The sequence below is a fragment of the Candidatus Saccharimonadales bacterium genome, from assembly GCA_035317825.1.
Classification (GTDB): Bacteria; Patescibacteriota; Saccharimonadia; order Saccharimonadales; family Saccharimonadaceae; genus DATHGB01.
In genome coordinates this window covers 1-19,843 of the sequence record DATHGB010000029.1, presented here as the reverse complement: position 1 = coordinate 19,843, position 19,843 = coordinate 1, and the positions used below count along the sequence as shown (strand labels likewise).

Annotated in this window: 16 protein-coding genes; 7 read left to right on the top strand and 9 right to left on the bottom strand. The window is 46.2% G+C overall.

Going from position 1 to position 19,843, the window contains the following annotated elements; genetic code table 11:
* On the bottom strand, positions 1–1,574 hold a 1,574-nt coding region (gene guaA / locus VK497_06055), incomplete at its 3' end, for a glutamine-hydrolyzing GMP synthase (protein ID HMI09931.1).
* Between the two features lie 391 nt (positions 1,575–1,965).
* On the opposite strand from guaA, the gene VK497_06050 reads away from it, so the two are divergent.
* Entirely contained in the window at positions 1,966–3,456 is a 1,491-nt protein-coding gene (locus tag VK497_06050; GenBank protein ID HMI09930.1) for an IMP dehydrogenase, read from the top strand.
* A 28-nt stretch (positions 3,457–3,484) separates the two neighbouring features.
* Here VK497_06050 and VK497_06045 read toward each other — a convergent pair whose 3' ends face one another.
* Positions 3,485–4,894 (bottom strand): glycosyltransferase family 2 protein, encoded by a 1,410-nt coding sequence (locus tag VK497_06045; GenBank protein HMI09929.1) that lies wholly within the window; start codon positions 4,892–4,894, stop codon positions 3,485–3,487.
* 205 nt (positions 4,895–5,099) lie between these two features.
* On the opposite strand from VK497_06045, the gene VK497_06040 reads away from it, so the two are divergent.
* The 5 genes from VK497_06040 to VK497_06020 all read left to right on the top strand — a co-directional run bounded on the left by VK497_06040 (position 5,100) and on the right by VK497_06020 (position 9,882).
* Positions 5,100–5,732 (top strand): hypothetical protein, encoded by a 633-nt coding sequence (locus tag VK497_06040; protein HMI09928.1) that lies wholly within the window; start codon positions 5,100–5,102, stop codon positions 5,730–5,732.
* Complete coding sequence (locus VK497_06035) at positions 5,729–7,033, top strand: glycosyltransferase family 2 protein (protein ID HMI09927.1); 1,305 nt, start codon at positions 5,729–5,731, stop codon at positions 7,031–7,033. Before VK497_06040 ends, VK497_06035 begins: the two co-directional genes overlap by 4 nt.
* Complete coding sequence (locus VK497_06030) at positions 7,030–8,172, top strand: hypothetical protein (protein ID HMI09926.1); 1,143 nt, start codon at positions 7,030–7,032, stop codon at positions 8,170–8,172. The genes VK497_06035 and VK497_06030 overlap by 4 nt, the downstream gene beginning before the upstream one ends.
* 76 nt (positions 8,173–8,248) lie before the next feature.
* The gene (locus VK497_06025) at positions 8,249–9,010 is read left to right on the top strand and encodes an HNH endonuclease family protein (GenBank protein HMI09925.1); all 762 of its coding nucleotides are present in this window, start codon (positions 8,249–8,251) and stop codon (positions 9,008–9,010) included.
* 11 nt (positions 9,011–9,021) lie between these two features.
* A complete protein-coding gene (locus VK497_06020) occupies positions 9,022–9,882 on the top strand; it encodes a hypothetical protein (GenBank protein HMI09924.1) in 861 nt (286 codons plus the stop codon).
* A 16-nt stretch (positions 9,883–9,898) separates the two neighbouring features.
* On the opposite strand, the gene VK497_06015 is transcribed toward VK497_06020, so the two are convergent.
* From VK497_06015 to VK497_06005, 3 genes are all read right to left on the bottom strand, one after another.
* Entirely contained in the window at positions 9,899–10,486 is a 588-nt protein-coding gene (locus VK497_06015; GenBank protein ID HMI09923.1) for a class F sortase, read from the bottom strand.
* An 88-nt stretch (positions 10,487–10,574) separates the two neighbouring features.
* Positions 10,575–11,921 (bottom strand): right-handed parallel beta-helix repeat-containing protein, encoded by a 1,347-nt coding sequence (locus tag VK497_06010; protein ID HMI09922.1) that lies wholly within the window; start codon positions 11,919–11,921, stop codon positions 10,575–10,577.
* A gap of 100 nt (positions 11,922–12,021) precedes the next feature.
* A complete protein-coding gene (locus VK497_06005) occupies positions 12,022–12,900 on the bottom strand; it encodes a PAS domain-containing protein (GenBank protein ID HMI09921.1) in 879 nt (292 codons plus the stop codon).
* Between the two features lie 138 nt (positions 12,901–13,038).
* On the opposite strand from VK497_06005, the gene VK497_06000 reads away from it, so the two are divergent.
* Entirely contained in the window at positions 13,039–15,276 is a 2,238-nt protein-coding gene (locus tag VK497_06000; GenBank protein HMI09920.1) for an excinuclease ABC subunit UvrA, read from the top strand.
* A 14-nt stretch (positions 15,277–15,290) separates the two neighbouring features.
* Here VK497_06000 and VK497_05995 read toward each other — a convergent pair whose 3' ends face one another.
* The 4 genes from VK497_05995 to VK497_05980 all read right to left on the bottom strand — a co-directional run.
* Positions 15,291–17,978: an AAA family ATPase gene (locus VK497_05995; GenBank protein HMI09919.1), complete on the bottom strand. Its 2,688-nt coding sequence runs from the start codon at positions 17,976–17,978 to the stop codon at positions 15,291–15,293.
* A gap of 27 nt (positions 17,979–18,005) precedes the next feature.
* Entirely contained in the window at positions 18,006–18,689 is a 684-nt protein-coding gene (locus tag VK497_05990; GenBank protein HMI09918.1) for a DUF308 domain-containing protein, read from the bottom strand.
* 88 nt (positions 18,690–18,777) lie between these two features.
* Positions 18,778–19,446: a Crp/Fnr family transcriptional regulator gene (locus VK497_05985; GenBank protein HMI09917.1), complete on the bottom strand. Its 669-nt coding sequence runs from the start codon at positions 19,444–19,446 to the stop codon at positions 18,778–18,780.
* Positions 19,443–19,843 (bottom strand): VOC family protein (locus tag VK497_05980; GenBank protein HMI09916.1); only part of this gene is annotated, 401 nt, incomplete at its 5' end. The genes VK497_05985 and VK497_05980, both read right to left, overlap by 4 nt.

Sequence of the window (19,843 nt, the reverse complement as noted above, 5' to 3'; positions counted from 1 at the left end):
TCCCACTCGATCGTGCCCGGTGGCTTGCTGGTAATATCAAGAGTGACACGGTTTATATCTGGAACTTCGTTTGTGATACGGTTTGATATTCGAGATAACAGATCATATGGTAAACGAGACCAGTCTGCAGTCATTGCATCTTCCGAAGAAACGGGACGCAAGACAATAGGGTGTCCGTAAGTCCGGCCGTCACCCTGTACTCCAACTGACCGGACGTCAGCAAGAAGAACAACTGGGAACTGCCATACCTGGTTAGCTAGTCCAGATGCATCCAGTTCATTTTGAGCAATACTGTCGGCAGCGCGCAGGATATCTAACCGCCGTTGATCGACGGCTCCGATAATGCGGATTGCTAAGCCTGGACCTGGGAATGGGTGTCGGCTGACGATCTCTTCAGGAAGTCCCAGCTCACGACCAAGTGCCCGTACCTCATCCTTGAAAAGACTGCGTAACGGCTCAATTAATTCAAAAGAAAGATCCTTTGGTAGGCCACCGACATTATGATGCGATTTTATATTGGCCGTGGAAGAGCCACCACCCGACTCGACAACATCGGGATAAAGCGTTCCCTGGACTAAGAATTTAACTTTCTTTTCGGACGATATTTCAGCAGCGGCCTTTTCGAATGTACGGATAAATTCTCCGCCTATGATCTTTCTCTTTTTTTCGGGATCTTCTACCCCATGTAACTTAGTGAGAAATTGCTCTGCTACATTCACGACCTTAAGTTTTATCCCTGTTGCAGCAACATAATCTGTTTCTACCTGCTCGGCTTCTCCTGCGCGCAACAGGCCGTGATCAACGAATACACAGGTTAGCTGGTCGCCAATAGCCTTATGAACTAATGCCGCTGCGACTGCCGAATCAACCCCACCTGATAATCCACAAATGACTTGTTCACTACCGACTTTTCCACGAATGAGTTTTATCTGATCTTCGATAATGTTGGAGGCGGTCCATGTCGGTTTTAGGCCAGCAATTTCATATAGGAACTTTTTGAGCATGTCTTGACCATATTCCGTATGAAAGACTTCTGGGTGAAATTGCACTCCGGCCATTTTCTTTGGGAAATTCTCGAAAGCAGCAACCGGCGCGCCAAGGGTTTTGGCAATAACATCAAAACCCTTCGGGGCTTTTGACACGTGATCGCCATGACTCATCCAAACCGTTTGTTTTAGTGGCATTTTATCAGTGATTCTTGCTTTTTGAGAAGTCACTTCAAGCTCAGTTGCGCCAAATTCACGTTGTCCAGTTTTTTCTACCGTACCTCCAAGACCTTGTGTCATGAGTTGAAAGCCATAGCAAATCCCAAAGATAGGAAGACCACTACTAAATAGTGCCGTGTCTACGGTCGGGGCATTGTCCGAATAGACACTTGACGGACCGCCGGACAAGATAATTGCCGAAGGCTGCTTTGCCAGTATCTCCTCGATAGGCATCGTATGAGGAACGAGCTCGGAGTAAATGTGTGCTTCGCGTATCCTGCGAGTAATTAGTTGTGCATACTGCGCACCAAAATCTATGACAAGTACGGGGTGTAATGAAGCTTTGTGGTTTGCTGCGTCTGTATTCATAAAGAGTACCCATCCCTCACATTGGTCACGAATAAACCTCCAACCAAGAGATTCGGCTTCCTGACCCTTTCAACTTCTTGGGTTTGTGCCTCGAGTTTAGTTTTTAGTTTAATGCCGGTACGTAAAAAGCCAGTGTATATAGGTCTGAGCAGTGCGTTGTCGAAAGCGAGAGACCGAGTATGTATTTCCATAGTTTATTATGTGTTGGCAAGAACCCGTTTGTCAATGTTCCAGACCTGCCATCCTAGCCACGCGATACGACGTATGTTTCATTACTTTGAGAGTTCGTATTTATATCTCGCTATTTAGTCGTCAAACGAGATCGGAACGCTGTTTTGTAGTACAGCCAGGTATTGTCTGTGGTAGAATCGTTTAATAAATAGGAGGAAGTATGGGTATAGATAGGGACAAGTTCTTTGATGTTATGAGGCAAAGCGGACTCGCACTCACCTTCGATGACGTCCGCTTGGATACGGGCCGTAGTCATTTTGCTGCGGGAAGTGTGAATATCACTAGTAAATTCTCACGTAACGTTGAGCTGCGCGTGCCAATGGTCAGTGCGGCCATGGATACGGTGACAACCGCGAAAATGGCAATCGCTATGGCAAAAATTGGTGGGATCGGCGTTATCCACGCCGGACTATCCCCTGAAAGACAACGCGAAGAAGTCCGAAGAGTAAAACTTGAACTCAACGGACGTATCGATAACCCCGTAACGGTCAAAGCGGACGAAACTCTTGGCGACGTTCTTGCTATGTGTGAACGCCGTGATTTTAGTTTCCGAACATTTCCTGTTATTGATGATGACGATATATTTGTCGGCCTACTTACCCAAAATGACTTCGATTTTGGTCTTGCCTCACCCTCAATCCTCGTAAGAGACGTTATGATACCCGCATCTAAAGTGACGGTTACTTCAAAAGACGTGGATGTTAATAAAGCGTATGATCTTATGAAGAAACTCAAGGAGCAGACTCTGCCTATCGTGAGTAAAAAAGGTGCTGTCCAAGGAATGTATGTTTTGTCGGATGTGCTACGTTTGGTACATGGTAACCCTGAACAATATAATCTTGACGCAGCGGGCCGCCTAAGGGTAGCTGCAGCCGTCCCCACTGACGAAGGCGCGTTAGAGCGTATCCGTTTAATGGGCGATTATCTCGACGTTGCCGTTATTGATACGGCGCAGGGAGATTCAGACTTTGCCCTTGCGACACTTAAGCAAATTAAAAAAGAATTTCCTAAACTTGACGTGGTTATTGGTAACGTTTCGAATGCTGATTCCGCTAGAGAGTTGGCTGAAGCGGGTGCTGACGGGATTAAGGTTGGACAAGGCCCTGGTTCGATTTGTACGACACGAATAGAAACCGGTATCGGCTGCCCGCAGGTCACCGCTGTCTACGAATGCGTTCAGGCTGTTAAGGATTTGGGAGTTCCCGTTTGCGCTGATGGCGGCATTAATAATCCAGGGGACATATCGATTGCGATAGCGGCTGGCGCATCCTCAGTCATGATGGGGAGTAAGCTGGCGGGCACGAAAGAAACTCCAGGCGAGATCCTTACGAATGATAACGGCCAATTGGTTAAGCTGTACCGCGGTATGGGTTCGCCAAGTGCCATGGAAGAGAGCGAAGCGTCCCGGAAGCGCTACGGCGTCGAAGGTGCAAAGGGCGTGCCGCTTAGCGAAGGCGTCGAATCCTACATTCCATATAGAGGATCGGTTGTTGAGATGATGGATCACTACGTGAAAGCCCTGCGAAAAAGCATGTCGTATGTTGGATCAGGTGATATTGAAACTCATCGGACTAAGACAAGGTTCATTCGGATCACGAATGCTGGCTACCGCGAATCCCGGCCTCATGATGTTGCGGTTATAACGAGGTAAATATGAGAATTCGAGAACCCTATAAGGGTTAGTTCTTATGGACTACGTCGAAGTGCTTGACTGGTTTTAAAATACCGTAGAGGACCGAAAAGCCTTCAATAGCATTTACTACCGGAACAAGAATAAATGTTGCAATAAACATATAGATTCGTTTGAGTGAAGAGATTGTCGTATCCTCAAGGTTATGCCATAGCCCGATCATATACACTGATACGTAAAAACCTTGAATGAGAGCGGCACAGATGATAAGTAAGAGCGGAAAATACCCACCGAACATTAAATTTACAAATGTCACTATAGGACCTACCCATGCAACAGTCCAGAGGAGCATGTTTAGCATCATAGCTGCACGACTTGTAAACTTTACACGCCTATCAAATGCAAGATACATAAGGCCACAGTACCAACGTCTGCGCTGTTTAATAATTGCTGAAATTGAATAAGGAGACTGCTCTTGGATGAAACCATCTACCCATTTGAAATCATGGCCCTCGCTTGCGCACTTCAGAGCAAAATAAGCATCTTCGGTGATTGATCCTTTGCCACCCAAGTCGAAGCCATACATTTGTTCAAGTTTACCTGGAATAAGAATGAACGAGCCGTGCATACCGAAGAGTGGCTTTTTGAAGATTTTGTATTGAAAGCGAAAACGACCTAAATCATCACCAGTTCGAACTGCATCCATAGCAGTGATGAGTATATTTTTCCCATATTGATGAGCATTATACTTAATTTCTCCTTGGCCAACCGCATTCGCATTTACGGGGTTATTGATGAATGTATGAATGCCTGCTAGGGCACTTTCATGAAGTTGGCTCTCTTCGTCTAGGTGCAGCACCCATGTCTCCGTGTTATTTGTATGCAACTCTTCCTCTGCGTGTTTCTCAACGACGAAATGGAGGGCTCTGGCTTTGTATCGACTCCCACCTTTTGTTGTGTACTGATCAGGCACTACGTGGTAGACAACAGCTATGCCATGAGAATGTTTATTCTTGACTTCACTGTCGGTAACAACATCGATTCGATGGTTGATGTGATATTTCTCCAATAATCTTCCTGTGGTGATAATCGATCGCTCAAGCGCTATATAATTATCCCCCTTTGAAACAAAGACAACGATTAGTTTTTTATTTTTATTCCAACCATTTTCCGTAAGGGCCTTAATATTTTTTCGGTTGATATCGTCTGGAATGCCGAAGACTAACAGGCCTATAAAATTCGATATCGCAACAAGTGCACCTGCAAACCAGAAAAACTTCGAGTAGTATAAAACTTCATCGAACACTGTTACATTACTGTCTATGTTATCGGTATCCAATATAAAAAGAAAGATGGCTAATGTTAAGGCTACAGATCCGATGAGGAGACTATAGAAGGCAAGCCGTTTTTTATACATAGCACTAAGACCGAACACATTTGAAAAGTATATATTAAACATATAGTTGAATTATATCAAAATATATGATAATGTAAAGACAAATGTTAAGTTTGCTTAATTTCGGCGACTCGCCTTTTCGCGTGCTCTTCTACCTGGTGCTAGGAATCTTTTTTGCAGTTATTATTGCAAACCTACTCGCTTCTTTAATTGCCCGAGGGATTGATATAAGAACCAAGAAAGTGGGCGGATCGAAATGAAACAAAGAATGAAGGCGTCATTCCTGCACAATATTCGCGCAAAATTCGTCTTAGCTATCTGTATGGCTGCGATAGGCAGCTTCACGCTATACGCATCCGCAAATACTTATGAAGTTATCGCCAAGGAAGATGTACCTTTCTCCCCCGTCATTCAAACTGTTCGGTTAACCAGCATGCCGGGGCTTAATAAGGAGTTGAAAATCGCTTCTATGACGAAATTTAACGAAGGCAGCTTTGGTGTACCAAAAAAAATCAAGCTATCTGAGACGAAGCAACATATTGATATCATTCCTGGTCACTTTAACGCTAGTGGTTGGCTTGCAAGCAAAGGGCTAGCGCAGACAGTAGTGACCACTGATCAAAAACAAAAGGTTTTCGGTGAAGCTGTGATTTATTTACGCTACAATACATTGACTACCCAGCATCTAGGTGAAGTACTGAATGATGATATTGTTAATGTCGTTACTACTGAAGGCTGGCAGCTTGGCTATCAAGTTTCTCAGACGAGCGACGATCCTAGCCGAATTGATAGAAGCCTTGAGGCTGATACGTCGCGTATTATCGTCGTAATGATTAACGATACCGATGGTTCTGTAAAATCCTTTCAGGCATCACTAGTGAAAGTAGGAGAACGTATATGATAGACTACACTTTTTTATATGAGCTCATTCGCAATCTAACACGTATTTTTGCAGCTCTTCTGCTCATCAAGTACACACTCTTCCTGCTTGCGGCACCATTCCATCGTGTTAAAGAATCACTACGTAGTTTACGAATTGCCAAGTCTAGAAAAAATAAGCCTTATACTCCACTTGTATCTGTATTAGTTCCTGCCTGGAATGAAGAAATTGGTATACTTTCGACTGTTAAGTCGGTGCTATACAATGACTACCCCTTTATAGAAATCATCGTGATTAATGATGGGTCATCTGACGGAACTGATCGTATTGTTAAAAAATTTCAAAATGACAACGCCGAAAAGTTTAGTTTAGACGCCAAATCGCTCGTGTATGACTATAAAGTCAACGGAGGTAAAGGTAAGGCGCTAAATCACGCTATTGGAAAAGCGCGCGGTGAAATTATCATCACTATCGATGCCGACTCTATTGCTGATCGGCATATGGTGAAGAATATTGTCCACTATTTTGGCGATGATAATGTTGACGCTGTCGTCGGTAATGTAAAGGTTGCCGGTGAAATTAGTTTTCTCAATTTACTTCAACGGCTTGAATATCTATTCGGTTTTTATCATAAGCGTGCGCACTCGGTTCTGGGCGCTGAATACATATACGGTGGTGCTTGCGCGGCATTTCGTAGAAATACGGTATTTGATCAGATTGGGCTTTTTGACACATCGAGTATTACGGAAGATATCGAAATGTCGCTACGCACCCGCTATCACGGTCATGAAGCAGTCTACGCTGATGATGCAATTTGCTATACCGAAGGTGCAAACACTGTCGTGGGGCTTATTAGACAGCGTCTTCGATGGAAGAAGGGACGTTTTGAAGCATTCTTGACATATAAACGAATGTTCTTCTCGACAAAACTTCATCACAATCAATGGCTGACTTGGTTTATTCTCCCATTTGCCATGCTTGCTGAATTGCAGTTACTCTTTGAACCTTTCGGACTTACTTTGCTTGTTATATATAGTTATATTACTGGGGACTATAGCTCATTAGTTTTAGGCGCTCTCTTTATCGGTATCATGTATATCGTTGTCGGACTATTCACAGAAAAGGCTAGGAACTGGTGGATTATCTTCATCTTTCCTTTTACCTGGATGATGTTTTACGCTCTAGTGTGGATTGAATACCTTGCTCTTATGAAATCCATTGCAGCTACTTTTCGATCGGAGGCAATTTCTTGGCAGAAATGGCATCGAAAAGGCATCTCGGTGAAAAAGGGAACGATGACACGCAAAGGAGCTACTTCATGAAACGTAGGGATCTCATTGTTTACAGCATCCTTTTTCTTGTTTGTATAGGAATAACGTCGGAGATTGTTACTTTTCAACTCACCGGCAACCATATTTTTAGTACGAATGCCACTGTAGCTATAGAGAATAAAGATACCGCCGTATGCTCAGACGATGCCATGAAGGAACGTCCAACTACGAGTGACCCGCAGCTAAAAGTGATTGCTGAATATGAAAAAGTATGTGGCTCAGCATTTCTTGATGACATGATGATCTTTACCAATATGCCAATCTCTGATCCTAACGCAAACGCAGCCGCAGATATGATGACTGCACGGCTGAAAGATTTTGACAAGCAACACATTACGCCAATCGTTATTATGGAACCTGACTCTGATTGGGGTTTGGTTGATTTTCATGAATATGCTACAGGTTATTATGATGATTGGATGACTACCTATTTTATGCGTCTGAAAAGTAACGGCATTACTGATGCAATGATGGGATTATGGATTCCTTTCCCGGAACCGCAACAGCCAACATGGAACAATAGTAGTCCAGATGATTTTGCCTATTCGGTCAATCGTTATTTTAAAACGCTTCGTCAGGCATTTCCTGCCGGGAAAACTGGTATCTTACTCGACTCTCAAGTCGGGGTGAGTGACAAGGCATCGCAACTTCTTGCGTATACGAGGCTCATCGACAATTCACTTGTCGATGTTGCGGGATTGCAAGGATTCCCGTGGCATCCACCCGATGATGATAAGCGTTCAGAGATAACGTCTGCAGATGAATTTGCGCCCGCTTACTTACTTGAGGAGGTGGCTAAATCTCTTGATACGCGAGATGTTCTTCTAAACGTAGGTAGTTATCGTCATCGAAAGGCAGATAACGGCGGAGACATCGCCATCACTACGTCCGAACGTCGAGCTACGTTGAACAGCATTGTTTATGAAACTTCTCTGCTAAGGAAACAAAACTACAATGTGACAGTAAATGTTTTCGCTGAGAATAAGTTTGACACAAAAGAAGGAGTAGACTGGTCATATTGGATAACTGCTGATGACGAAAGCTCAGAACAGACACTTCTGTTTACTAGTTTCGTACATCACTTAAAAGAAAATGGTAGTGTAATTGGATTATATGATTCGCGACCATGACAGGATACGTAACACGCGTAGATGCCTAGGGTGCGCCCTATTGCAAAATTAGAAAATAAATGTTATAGTATATTCAATGATTGAACGATATGCGATCGCTCGAAAAAACCAGCAGCGGCTTGCTGCTGTTTTTGCGACGCTTGCGCTTGGTCCTAACCTTGTTGCATGTAGTACTAGTGCCGAAGAGAAGAACGTCGCTACCGATATTCAGTGCGCCCCTATTTCCCGAACTGCGGAAGGTATACGGATTCCAATGTCAGAAGTTGTCTGTAACTTAGGTTTGCTGGCTATTAAGGACAGCATACCAGAGAACGAGGAGACCAAATATGATCGTGATAAGCAATTTGGTAGTGGCTGGAGGACTGTCAAAGGCTGTAGTACAAGAGAGACTATTCTGCGACGCGACCTTACCGAGACCGTTATAGGCCCAAAATGTGAAGTGTTGTCAGGCAAATTGCATGATCCTTATTCGGGCAAAGATACTCCCTTTTTCTCTTCTCCTGAAGAAATAGGAAAAAAGATAGAGATAGACCACGTCGTGGCGCTTAGCGATGCTTGGCAAAAAGGAGCTCAAGAGTGGTCTCCTGAAACGCGGAAAGAGTTTGCGAATGATGGCCTTAACCTGCTAGCTGTCGAGACTTCAGTGAATAGGGATAAAAGCGATAACGATATTTCCGAATGGGAACCACCGGATAAAAACGAGAGCTGCGAGCTTGTCGCACATCAAGTCGTCATAAAGACGGAGTACGATGGTCTCTGGGTGACGCCTGCTGAACATACCAAGATGGAAACTATTTTGTCCACCTGCTCCGACCAGACTTTTGTGATTGCCGGCTAATCACTTATAGTATGACTATGATTCAGCCCGAGCAAAGTCTCACTAATTCTGACCGTCGTTGGACGCCACGATTTTTGCAGGAGATTGAGGAGTTAGGTAACACGGTTGGTTTTGTCGATGCGATCCACCAGACTTTGCAACAAGGTCACGTAACCGTTGACGTCGAGGGTGATTTTGATCAGTTGCAGGATCATTCAGGAGGCATTTTATTTGTCGGGGATCACAAGAACCAATGGGAATTTATCGCATTGACGGATATATTAAGTCAAATGGGCCGGACTGACATGCTTAATATTGCGAAATTTTACGTTCAACGCGAAGTATATTTGTCATTGGGCCACGTGGCTGCCGAGCAGCACGCCCTCCCCGTATATCCACGCATTCTTGCGCGTGACCGGGCTAACCCTCTTAATTATGAAATAGCCAACCGGGTCATTTTCCGGCATTATCTTCTTACTCTGGCCGAATCAGAGGAAGCTAACACGCGTTCGCTTGGGATAGCGAGCGAAAAGCTAGTAGAGGGCGGTACGGTTAATATACACCCTACCGGCCGTGTGGTGGATGCAAGGACTCACCCCTGGAGGGCTGGTGTCGGCAGGATCATCCAGCACATATCCGAAGAAACGCGAAAAGACATACTCATAGCGCCCTACTCTTTGGATAAAATTTCCAATGTACAGCTTCTTGGCGCATTGGCTGTGCGTGGCCGGGGCGTACTGGGTCGTCCCCAGACCATGCATGTGCAGCTTGGTCCTTTGCAGACGGCCGCAGCGTTAGTTGACTCACTTCCTGATTCGGATCGTGATGATCCCGTAGCTATTACGACACAGCTGCAGCGGCAATTCGTAGCCCATTTTGGAAACACGGAGTAGCAATTAGTACGTATGTTTATACGCGAACTGCGTAGACGAGTACCCGGTCGCTGTATCGCTGCGTAGACGGCGTAAAGTCGCCGCTGCACGTAATAAGATTCAATCCTTCTTTGTCGGGTTCGATTGATCGCATCATCTTGCGCATATCTACCTGTTCGGCGGAGAGCGTTTCGATTTTCTTTACGGTATAAGTAAATACCGTACCCTTCTCGTTAATCGTCAAGAGATCATCAACAGCGAGACGTCCAAGACCTACGAAGACACCCGGTATGCCCGGCGCTCCTGCGTGGCCGTCGATGAGTGCTGACCCTTTGCCGCTACCCGGCCTGCCGCTTCCGTCATACCATCCGACATCGGTGTTATTCTTTGGCGCGTCCATCGCGCCGTCATTCGTAAGCCCGAGTTGCACGACTGGCGCGTTTTTGACGCCGATTTTTGGGATAGAAAGAAATTGCGCATCGGGCTGTGTATCGGTAATAGCCGGAGCTGCGACAACCGGCGCGCGCTTTTCACTCTGTTTTACGGGTGTTACTTGTACCGGTGGGGTATGAGGTTTTTGGAGCAAGAACTGTATGCCGGCAAAGCTAGCAGCGCATACTAGCATACAGGCAAACAGCAAAAGATAACCCTTCGTATGCCGCTTCGGCCGTATTACAAAGGGTCTTTTGCTATTTTTCTTACCCTTCTTTTGGCTATTGGCGGAGTCTATAGACAGCGTAACTTCCTCCGGCAAGAATCAGGACCGCGACTATGCCGCTTACGACGATTGGTGAAGCGGAAAGAGCTGCCGTGCCTGTGTTTGGTACACCAGGGATTACTTGGCCTGTCCATGAGGCGACAGTGACGTTACCCTGCACTGGGTCACATCCCGCGTTGCCAGGACCAGCGTTACATCCCCACCAGTTATCGTTTGCGGTGACGGCGACTGTACTTTGGTTTAGGATGCCAATCGGATTTCCCGTGATTGAGTTACCCGTAAATACGATGCCTGTACCGATTGAATTAGCGCGTATTGCCGCCGCGGCTTGTTGTGATCCCGTTATCGTATTGCCGCTGAAGGTAACGTTAGTCGAAGGCGCGCCTCCTACTGGGAAATCAGTCTTAAACTCAGCACCGTAATTGAAGTTTGTCAGGCTGTTATTCTTAATTGTGACGTTGCTTAGTTTTAAGTTCAGCGAAAGCGCTGTTCTTGATCCGTTCGTTGCAGTGTTACCTTCGATCGTAGCACCATCAGTAGAGTGGAGCACGAGGAATCCGCCGGTATTACTGACGGTATTACGCAAAACCCGGACATTCGTCAGCGTCTGGCCTGCGTCAGCGCCAAGGTTTATCGCCGTTTTTGGCGCGCTGACCCCATTGTCACTGTCTTTTATTATATTGTCGGATATTTCAATGTCCGAACCGACACTTCCTGTCAGGTATAGATCCGTTGAAGTATCCGAGCGGTCGTTATCCGTAAAGAGGTTTTTGCTAACGCGAAGGCCATTAATGTCGGTAGTAGAGTATGCGAAAATGCCCCAGCCATTGTCTTTAATGATATTGTTCTGTACGTTTAAGTTGGCTGCTCCACCGCTGGTAACTTCGATCGCATGCGATTGGTCGGTCGTGCTTTCGGTAGTAAGCGTAAAGCCGTTAACTGTCACGTCACTTGCCGTAACGCGGATTCCGAAAGGAACAAGCGCACCGGCATCGGGTACGCGTATGATCGTTTCAGTGGCTGAACGGGTGCGGGCATCAACGTCAGCCTGAGCTCCTTTTAGTGTCAGGGCTTTATTAACTACGACGGATTCGGTGTACGTACCTGCCGCAACGTTGATAACGTCACTTGCGACGGCATTCGTGACCGCGTACTGGACCGTTAGACATGGGCTTGCTGGATTTGAACAGTCGCCTGCGTTCGTGCCAGTCGTCGCTACGTAGCGCGCGATGCTTGCCGCGTGGGCTTCTGGAGTGGACGCGAATACTCCAAACGAGATACCGCCTATTGCCAGGACGGCTATGACAGCAATCTGTAGTTTATTATTACGTTTTAGGCGCATTCTCGTTCTCCCCTTGGTTATTAGTCAGATTACGGATACTTTTGTAGAATTCAAAAGCCAGAGTTGGGGGTTTCGAGAACCTCTTATGTATATATTTATACTACACGATTGGGTCTAAGGCAAATTGTCGCTCGTGGTTTTTTAGTAAATCGTAGTCGAACACATAGACGGAATAATCGACACATTCGCCGTTTTTGTCAAAGTTCGGTGCAAAATACGTATCGTGACGGACCGTGCTGCCATCGACCCGTTCGAATTTCTTGTTTAGGAGCTCAAAGGGTTTACCCGTGCGAAGTTGGCGCAAAAACGTTTCGCGAACGGCAACGCTTTCCTGCATGAACATCGTAAAAGGCTTGCCGATAATTTCACTTCTCGGACGATTATATGGTCGCTGGCGGACACTGCTCGCATCGAGACACATTCCATCCACGCCAATCCGCAGGATGAACGGGTATTCACGCAGGTGCGAAAACTCTGATTCGGCCCGAGTGCTTACCTTAGCTTCCATTGGGTAGAAAACATTGAAAAGAAAAGTCCCATTTGGAGCTTCGATGAACTTTGACTGGGCAATGCCGGCTATGGCCTCCCCTTTTTTGTTGCGATGCGTAACCTTGCTTCTGAAGAAATAGTGTTCTTTATTTCGGAGTGACCATAACGGCTCAAAATTCGCCCGCGCAATGGTACCCGCGACTACGGGGAGTAGCTCGGCATAGTTTTTTGATAAAAGATCCGATAATTTATAACCGAATAATTGCAGGATATTGGAACTCGCGCTGACGACATCGCCGTTACGATTGAGCATGAGCGCGTAATAATCTTCCGTGTCAGCCTGGTCATTTCTGCCCTGGAAGGACATTAGCTCACCGCATTTTTTGCATTTAATTTGGACGGTACTATCGAGAAGAAGCCCCTTGAACAGCAGTTTGCCGCATACGCAGTGATATGAATGGAGCGAAGCTGTTTTCTGTTGTTGTTTCATAAATATATCCTAGCCAAGCGGTGCAGAACTGTCTCTGTTGGCATCCGCCTATCCTCTCTGATTGTAGCACGATGTATGAGGGAGATATCTGCCCATCCTGTTTACGAAGACAAAAACCCTTTGCTGTGGAATAATAGAATGACTATGCAAGAATATATTGAAATTCGCGGCGCTCACGAAAACAATCTAAAAGATGTCACGCTCAAAATCCCTAAACGGAAAATAACGATCTTTACCGGCGTATCCGGGTCGGGCAAGTCATCGATTGTTTTTGACACGATTGCCGCTGAAGCGCAGCGCCTGCTGAATGAAAACTTTAGCATGTTCGTGCGTAATTTCTTGCCGCACATTTCCCAGCCCCAAGCTGAGGAAATTAAAAACCTGAGTATGGCGGTTATCGTTGACCAAAAACAATTAGGCGGCGGGTCACATTCAACTGTCGGTACGGTGACTGATATATCGACTGCCCTGCGTCTGTTGTTTTCGCGCATAGGCAAGCCGTACGTCGGCTATGCCAACCTGTTTTCGTTTAATGATCCAGGAGGCATGTGCCCCGAGTGTAACGGTCTAGGTAGAAAATTAAGCATCGATTTTGAAGCTGCTTTTGATATGAATGAATCGCTTAACTCGGGTGCGATCCTAATGCCTGATTACGTCGTTGACGGGTGGTATTTCCGTACGGTCGCATCGTCGAAACTTTTTGACAATGATAAGAAACTAAAAGATTTCACTGAAAAAGAACTTGATGATCTCTATTATTCCAAGCCCGTAAAGGTTAATTTGGGTGCTGGCCTAAACCTGAACTTTGAAGGGGTTGTCGATAAATTCACGCGTAAATACATTATGCGTGACCTAAAGACTATGTCGGAACGCACCCAAAAAGCAGTCGCTCCGTTTATTACGATGGGCCCATGTACGCTTTGCCACGGTGCGCGTATTAGCCAAAAAGCACTTGCCTGTAAGATTGGCAAATACAATATTGCCGAGCTTTCTAGTATGCAGGTCGATAAGCTTGCTGACGTGATTAAAGAGATTGATGACCCGGCGGCAAAATCTATCGTGAAGCTCGTTAGTGAACGACTTTCGAATCTTGTCGAGATTGGTCTGGGCTATCTTAGTCTGGATCGTACGACGGATACTCTTTCGGGTGGTGAATCGCAGCGCGTAAAGATGGTCAAACACCTAAATGGCAGCCTGGTAGACGTCATGTACATTTTTGACGAACCGAGTGTGGGACTTCACCCGCGCGACGTGCACCGGCTAAATGAACTGCTTAAGAAATTACGTGACCGTGGCAATACGGTTATTGTTGTCGAGCATGACCCAGATGTTATTAAGGCTGCGGATCACATCGTTGATGTCGGGCCATTTGCTGGTACGAGAGGTGGTGAAGTTGTTTTCGAAGGAACGTATAGCGAACTGCTAAAAGCTGACACGTTGACCGGCAAGCATATTAATAACCAATTGCCTATTAAGTCCGAATTCCGCACGCCAACAGGAAAGCTTGCTATTACCGATGCGCATGTTAATAACCTTCAGCACGTGAGTGTCGATATTCCAACGGGCGTATTTACGGTCATTACCGGCGTTGCTGGATCGGGTAAAAGCTCCTTGATTAATCAGGTATTTTTACGTCAGCATCCTAACGCGATCGTCGTTGACCAATCCCCTGTCGGAACATCATCCAGGTCTAACCCCGCGACATATACGGGAATTATGGACGTTATCCGAAAAGCGTTTGCTGCCGCTAATAAAGTGGACGCTGGGTTATTCAGTTTTAACTCCAAGGGCGCATGTGAAAACTGTAAAGGTGCTGGCGTTATTACGACCGACCTAGGATTCTTGGATGATTCGAAGATTGTCTGTGATGTCTGTGAAGGCCGTCGCTTTAAGGACGAAGTTTTGGCATATAAATATAATGGCAAATCAATTTCGGAAGCGCTGCTACTTACCGTTGCCCAGGCAATTGAGTTTTTCGACCTAAAAGAAATCGCTCACAAACTACAAGCTATGCACGATGTAGGTCTTGACTACCTGACGCTCGGGCAGCCACTCAGCACGCTTTCTGGTGGTGAATGCCAGCGTATTAAGCTTGCAAGCGAGCTGCACAAAAAAGGCAGTGTCTATGTCCTGGATGAACCAACGACAGGCCTGCATATGTCGGATATTTCCCGGCTTCGTGATTTGATTGACCGTCTTGTCGGTGATAATAACACGATTATTACCATCGAACACAACCTCGATATTATTCGTGGTGCGGACTGGATTATTGATCTTGGACCTGAGGGTGGAAATAAAGGTGGGCAGATTATGTTTGAAGGGACGCCTGCGGAATTAGCGGGTAGCAAGAAAGCACTAATTGCCGAGTATCTTTAGTTTGTTACGGCAAGCTACGTTTTAAATACGATACCTTTCTTTGTGTCATGGGCAATTCGTACCGTACTCCCTTCGCTAATATCACCTTTTAGCATTTCTTGGGCGAGCTTGGATTCGATCTCTATCTTAATTTGCCGTTGTAATTCCCGGGCGCCATATTCGGGCATGTAACCCTGCTTGGCAAGATAATCAACGGCTGATTTTTCAAAGGCGAGAGTAATTCCTTGGCCTCGCGCAAGACGCTTGACCCGTTCCAGCCGTAATTCAACGATCTCTCTAATTTGGTTTTTATCGAGTGCGTCAAAGACGATGATCTCATCAAGCCGGTTCAGGAATTCTGGTCGGAACTGTATGCGCAAAATATCCATCAAGCCCTTTTTTAGCTCGTCGTAGGATCTCTTTTCCTTGTCCTTACGCGTTAGGTTTTCTTGGATCAATTCAGACCCCAAGTTAGACGTTGCGATAATGATCGTGTTGGTGAAATCGACTAATCTTCCCTTTCCGTCGGTCAGGCGGCCATCGTCGAAAACTTGCAAAAGGATATTATGGACGTCGGGATGCGCTTTTTCGATTTCGTCGAGCAATATGACACTATACGGTTTACGGCGGACACGTTCGGTAAGCTGTCCGCCTTCATCGTAACCAACATATCCCGGAGGGGCTCCAATAAGTCGCGCGACTGAATGCCGTTCCATATATTCGCTCATATCTATGCGGATCATGGCTTCTTCGTCTCCAAAGACAACTTCTGCAAGTGTCCTCGCTAGTTCGGTTTTACCGACGCCGGTTGGGCCTAGGAAAAGGAAGGTCGCGATAGGCTGCGTACCTTCCCTCAGGCCTGAACGTGCCAATCGTATGGCGCCAGCCACGGCCGCAACCGCCTGATCCTGACCAATGACACGCTGATGAAGGAGTTCTTCCATTTTAAGTAATTTATCTTTTTCTTCTTCGGTAAGTTCGGCAACGGGGATACCCGTAATACGCGAGACTACTTGGGCAATGTGTTCAACACGCACCTCTTCAGACGTAATTCCCCTATCAGCTTGCCATTTATCGGTAAGAGAATCCCTTTCAGCTTCGAGGCCTTCTAGTTGTTCGCTGATTTTTTTTGCCTCATCCATTTGCTTATGGTTGACGGCGTAATCACGTTCGCGGGTTTGTTTTGCGATTTTGTCACCCACATCATCCATTTCCTGGGTATGTGTATCGGCACCAATGCGCACTCGTGCTGCGGCTTGATCGATAAGATCGATCGCTTTATCGGGAAGGAAGCGGTTTGTAACGTAACGATCGGCAAGCTCAGCAGCCGCGACAAGAGCATCGTCCGCGATTTTAACCCTATGATGCGCTTCATACCTATCACGTAATCCCCGGAGGATTTCAATCGTTTGTTCAACGGTTGGCTCGGGTATTAATACTGGCTGGAAGCGGCGCTCTAGCGCTGCGTCCTTTTCGATATATTTTTGGTATTCGTTTAGTGTCGTTGCTCCAATGAGATGAAGTTCGCCACGGGCAAGCGCCGGCTTCATAACGTTTGCAACGTCAATTCCGCCTTCACCACCGCCCTGCCCCGCGCCGACGACAGTGTGTAATTCGTCGATGAAAATAATCAGTTCATCCTGGTGAGCAACAATCTCGTCGAGTACTGTTTTGATGCGTTCTTCAAATTCACCCCGGTATTTACTGCCTGCAACCATAGCGGTAAGGCTTAGTTCGACAACACGTTTACTTTGTAAGACCTGGGGTATCCTGCCATTCACGATTCGCTGCGCCAACCCTTCGGCAATTGCTGTTTTACCTACTCCTGGCTCGCCGATTAGGACAGGGTTATTCTTTGTTCGTCTTGCAAGGATCTCTATGGTAGTTTCGATTTCCTTAGCTCTCCCGATAACCGGATCTAGCTTGCCCTGCCGTGCCAGTTCGCTTAGATCACGCGAATATTTATCAAGTTGAGGCGTTGTTGAGGCGTGCTCAACGCGCCCCTCCTGCGCGCCTTTACCAACAACCTTAACGACTGCCTGCCGTAAGGATTCTGTCGTCAGTCCGTATCGTCGTAGAATCTCCCCTGCCATGCCTTCATCTTCTTGAACGAGTGCAACTAACAAATGTTCGGGGCCAACATAGCTATGACCTAATTCCTGCGAACTTTGAAGAGCGTTGCCAAGTACTTGCTTAACCCGTGGTGAAACGGAAAGCTCAATTCGTTCCTGGTCTTCGGGCGGCTTTTCACCTTTTGGCGCGTTGGCATCAATATATCCCCGGATGTCGTCATCCTTCAGCTTGAACTGCTTTAGAATTTCTTGAATAACGTCACTTTCTGTCAGCGCATAAAGCAGATGTTCGGTGTCTACTTCACGCCGTCCAAGGCTAACGGCGGTTTTGGCGGCTTTTTGGATAACGTCTTTCGTGTGATCCGACAGGTACTGCTCTAAATCTATGGATTCGCGGTTTTCAGATATCGGAATTGATCGTCCGCCAGGCGTCCGTGTCATTCCCGTCCCTGCGAAATTCTCGAAAAAGCTGTCAAGGGTATCTGACCCAGAAAAAAGTGATTCAAACGGTGAGGTTATAGATTGTTGTTGGAGTAATGCGCTGTAATGTTCGTCACACAATTCCAATGTCGTTAATCGTCCGTTTTGTCTGACGCGAACCATACGTGTCGCTGGCCTCGTTTTATCAATATCACAAATTCCTGCTGCCATGACTCCCCCTCTGCTGCGTACTACTCCTTATGCGTTTGCGCGTGCGCCTCCTGATCGCCTTCTATTATTACGTTTTGGTGGCGTTTCGGACGGTTCCTCCTTCGCGGGCGTCAAGGCCGTATCAATAGTCTCTGGTTCATTGAGTGCCGCGCGAAGTTCAAAGGCGGCCACTATTTCCAACGTTCCTATGATGAATGCGTATAGTCCTAATATCCATACGAATGCGACGCCTCCTGCCACGGGTTGAAGCAGGATAAGAATTCCAGCCACTATTCCAGCCGCGCCGACGAGCGTGAGAAAGGTTCTATAGACTGAATCACGGGTTGTTGCGCGATCCGTAAAAGCGCGCATGATATCCAGTAGGCCGCGAACGATCAGTACGAATCCAACCAAGAGGATAAACGTTGCGAAAGATATATCTGGAGTGCGTACGAGATAAACGCCAACACCAATGGTAACCGCGCCAAGCAGCACTGTCACCCACCATGAGCTTCGTCGCCGGATGCTCATTAGCCCTACGACGAGTTGGATAATCCCAAACCCAAGAATAAAGGCGCTAAATAAATATACGAGTACTACCAAAGTAATCCCTGGCCAAAAAATCGCGCTTATTCCAAAGAAGAGTGTCAACGTGGCTTCTATAATCCCTATCCACCATAACTCGTTCACCGCCTTGTCTAATTTTGCCGTTTCGAGAATCACACTACTCATGACGTGATACTCCTTTACTCTCATCCCAGAGGTTATCACTTTACGTCTTTATTAAATCAGTACTTTTTATATATGTCTGTATAAAATTTCACGAATACGCTTCGGCAACAAGCTTGTCGAAGTCGAGTATAAGAATGGTGCGAGCCGTTTTTATTATTTTTTTATCCCGAAGCTTAATGATGGCTGCGGTTACCGTTTCCCTGGTCGTTCCGATAATGTCTGCAATATCCTGATGTGTAAGCGGAAGTTGTATCTGCAGGCCATCTTTTGTTTCCTCGCCGAAACGGTTTCCGAAGTACGCAAGTTGATGGGCGGTTTTGCTGTATGCGCCATGAAGGCGAAGATTTTCTAAGAACTGAATATTAGAACGGAATCGGTGGCCAGCATTTTGTAATAACTCCCGATAAAGCATAGGATTAGATTCGGTTATTTGCCGTAAGCGCGCCGTATCTATAGTGTTAATCCAGATACTTGTCATGGCTTCGTAATAATAAATTTCTGGTCCTTCATATACATCTTGATGAAGTAACGTCGTAAAGATCATAGGCAGAGGAAATAAATCCCCCGTTCCGTATATGGCCTGTACCCCCAGGTCGCCATTATGTGCAATGAAATAAGATTTTACGAATCCGGATATAATAAAGCTTAATTTGTCGGGCTGATCGGAAGAGTAGAGAACTTCGCCTTTTGGTATGCTCTGTAACTTTGCGCCTTGAAACAAATGATGTAAATCTTTTGTTTCAAACAGATGACTCATCGCACGCTCGAATCCTTTTGTAGGACGCCGAAAATATTCCCTTCGGTATCCTTGCAGTATGCTTTCCAGCCTACGTATGGAACTGCTTGGCGAGGTTCTGTCACGATACCGCCTGCTGATTTAATAATCTCAAGGGACGTGTCTATATTGGCGATATCAACGATACAGACGAACGCACTGGGATTAGTAGGGTCATTGTCTTGTTGTTGGCGAAGGATAAAACTGCCGTCGATCCCTATATATTCGCCAGCTGGATATTCTGATCGCCCAGTATGAATCCGCCACATCTGGCCATCCTTTTTAATAATCCAGCCAAATGCCTGAGTATAAAATTTGATTGCACGGTGAATATCCATAACATGGATTTCAAAATGAACAATTGATTGCGGAGTTAGCG

Coding starts and splice junctions, on each gene's coding strand:
- VK497_06050 (HMI09930.1), top strand. CDS start 1,966: ATGGGTATAGATAGGGACAAGTTCTTTGATGTTATGAGGCAAAGCGGA.
- VK497_06045 (HMI09929.1), bottom strand. CDS start 4,894: ATGTTTAATATATACTTTTCAAATGTGTTCGGTCTTAGTGCTATGTAT.
- VK497_06040 (HMI09928.1), top strand. CDS start 5,100: ATGAAGGCGTCATTCCTGCACAATATTCGCGCAAAATTCGTCTTAGCT.
- VK497_06035 (HMI09927.1), top strand. CDS start 5,729: ATGATAGACTACACTTTTTTATATGAGCTCATTCGCAATCTAACACGT.
- VK497_06030 (HMI09926.1), top strand. CDS start 7,030: ATGAAACGTAGGGATCTCATTGTTTACAGCATCCTTTTTCTTGTTTGT.
- VK497_06025 (HMI09925.1), top strand. CDS start 8,249: ATGATTGAACGATATGCGATCGCTCGAAAAAACCAGCAGCGGCTTGCT.
- VK497_06020 (HMI09924.1), top strand. CDS start 9,022: ATGACTATGATTCAGCCCGAGCAAAGTCTCACTAATTCTGACCGTCGT.
- VK497_06015 (HMI09923.1), bottom strand. CDS start 10,486: ATGCTAGTATGCGCTGCTAGCTTTGCCGGCATACAGTTCTTGCTCCAA.
- VK497_06010 (HMI09922.1), bottom strand. CDS start 11,921: ATGCGCCTAAAACGTAATAATAAACTACAGATTGCTGTCATAGCCGTC.
- VK497_06005 (HMI09921.1), bottom strand. CDS start 12,900: ATGAAACAACAACAGAAAACAGCTTCGCTCCATTCATATCACTGCGTA.
- VK497_06000 (HMI09920.1), top strand. CDS start 13,039: ATGACTATGCAAGAATATATTGAAATTCGCGGCGCTCACGAAAACAAT.
- VK497_05995 (HMI09919.1), bottom strand. CDS start 17,978: ATGGCAGCAGGAATTTGTGATATTGATAAAACGAGGCCAGCGACACGT.
- VK497_05990 (HMI09918.1), bottom strand. CDS start 18,689: ATGAGTAGTGTGATTCTCGAAACGGCAAAATTAGACAAGGCGGTGAAC.
- VK497_05985 (HMI09917.1), bottom strand. CDS start 19,446: ATGAGTCATCTGTTTGAAACAAAAGATTTACATCATTTGTTTCAAGGC.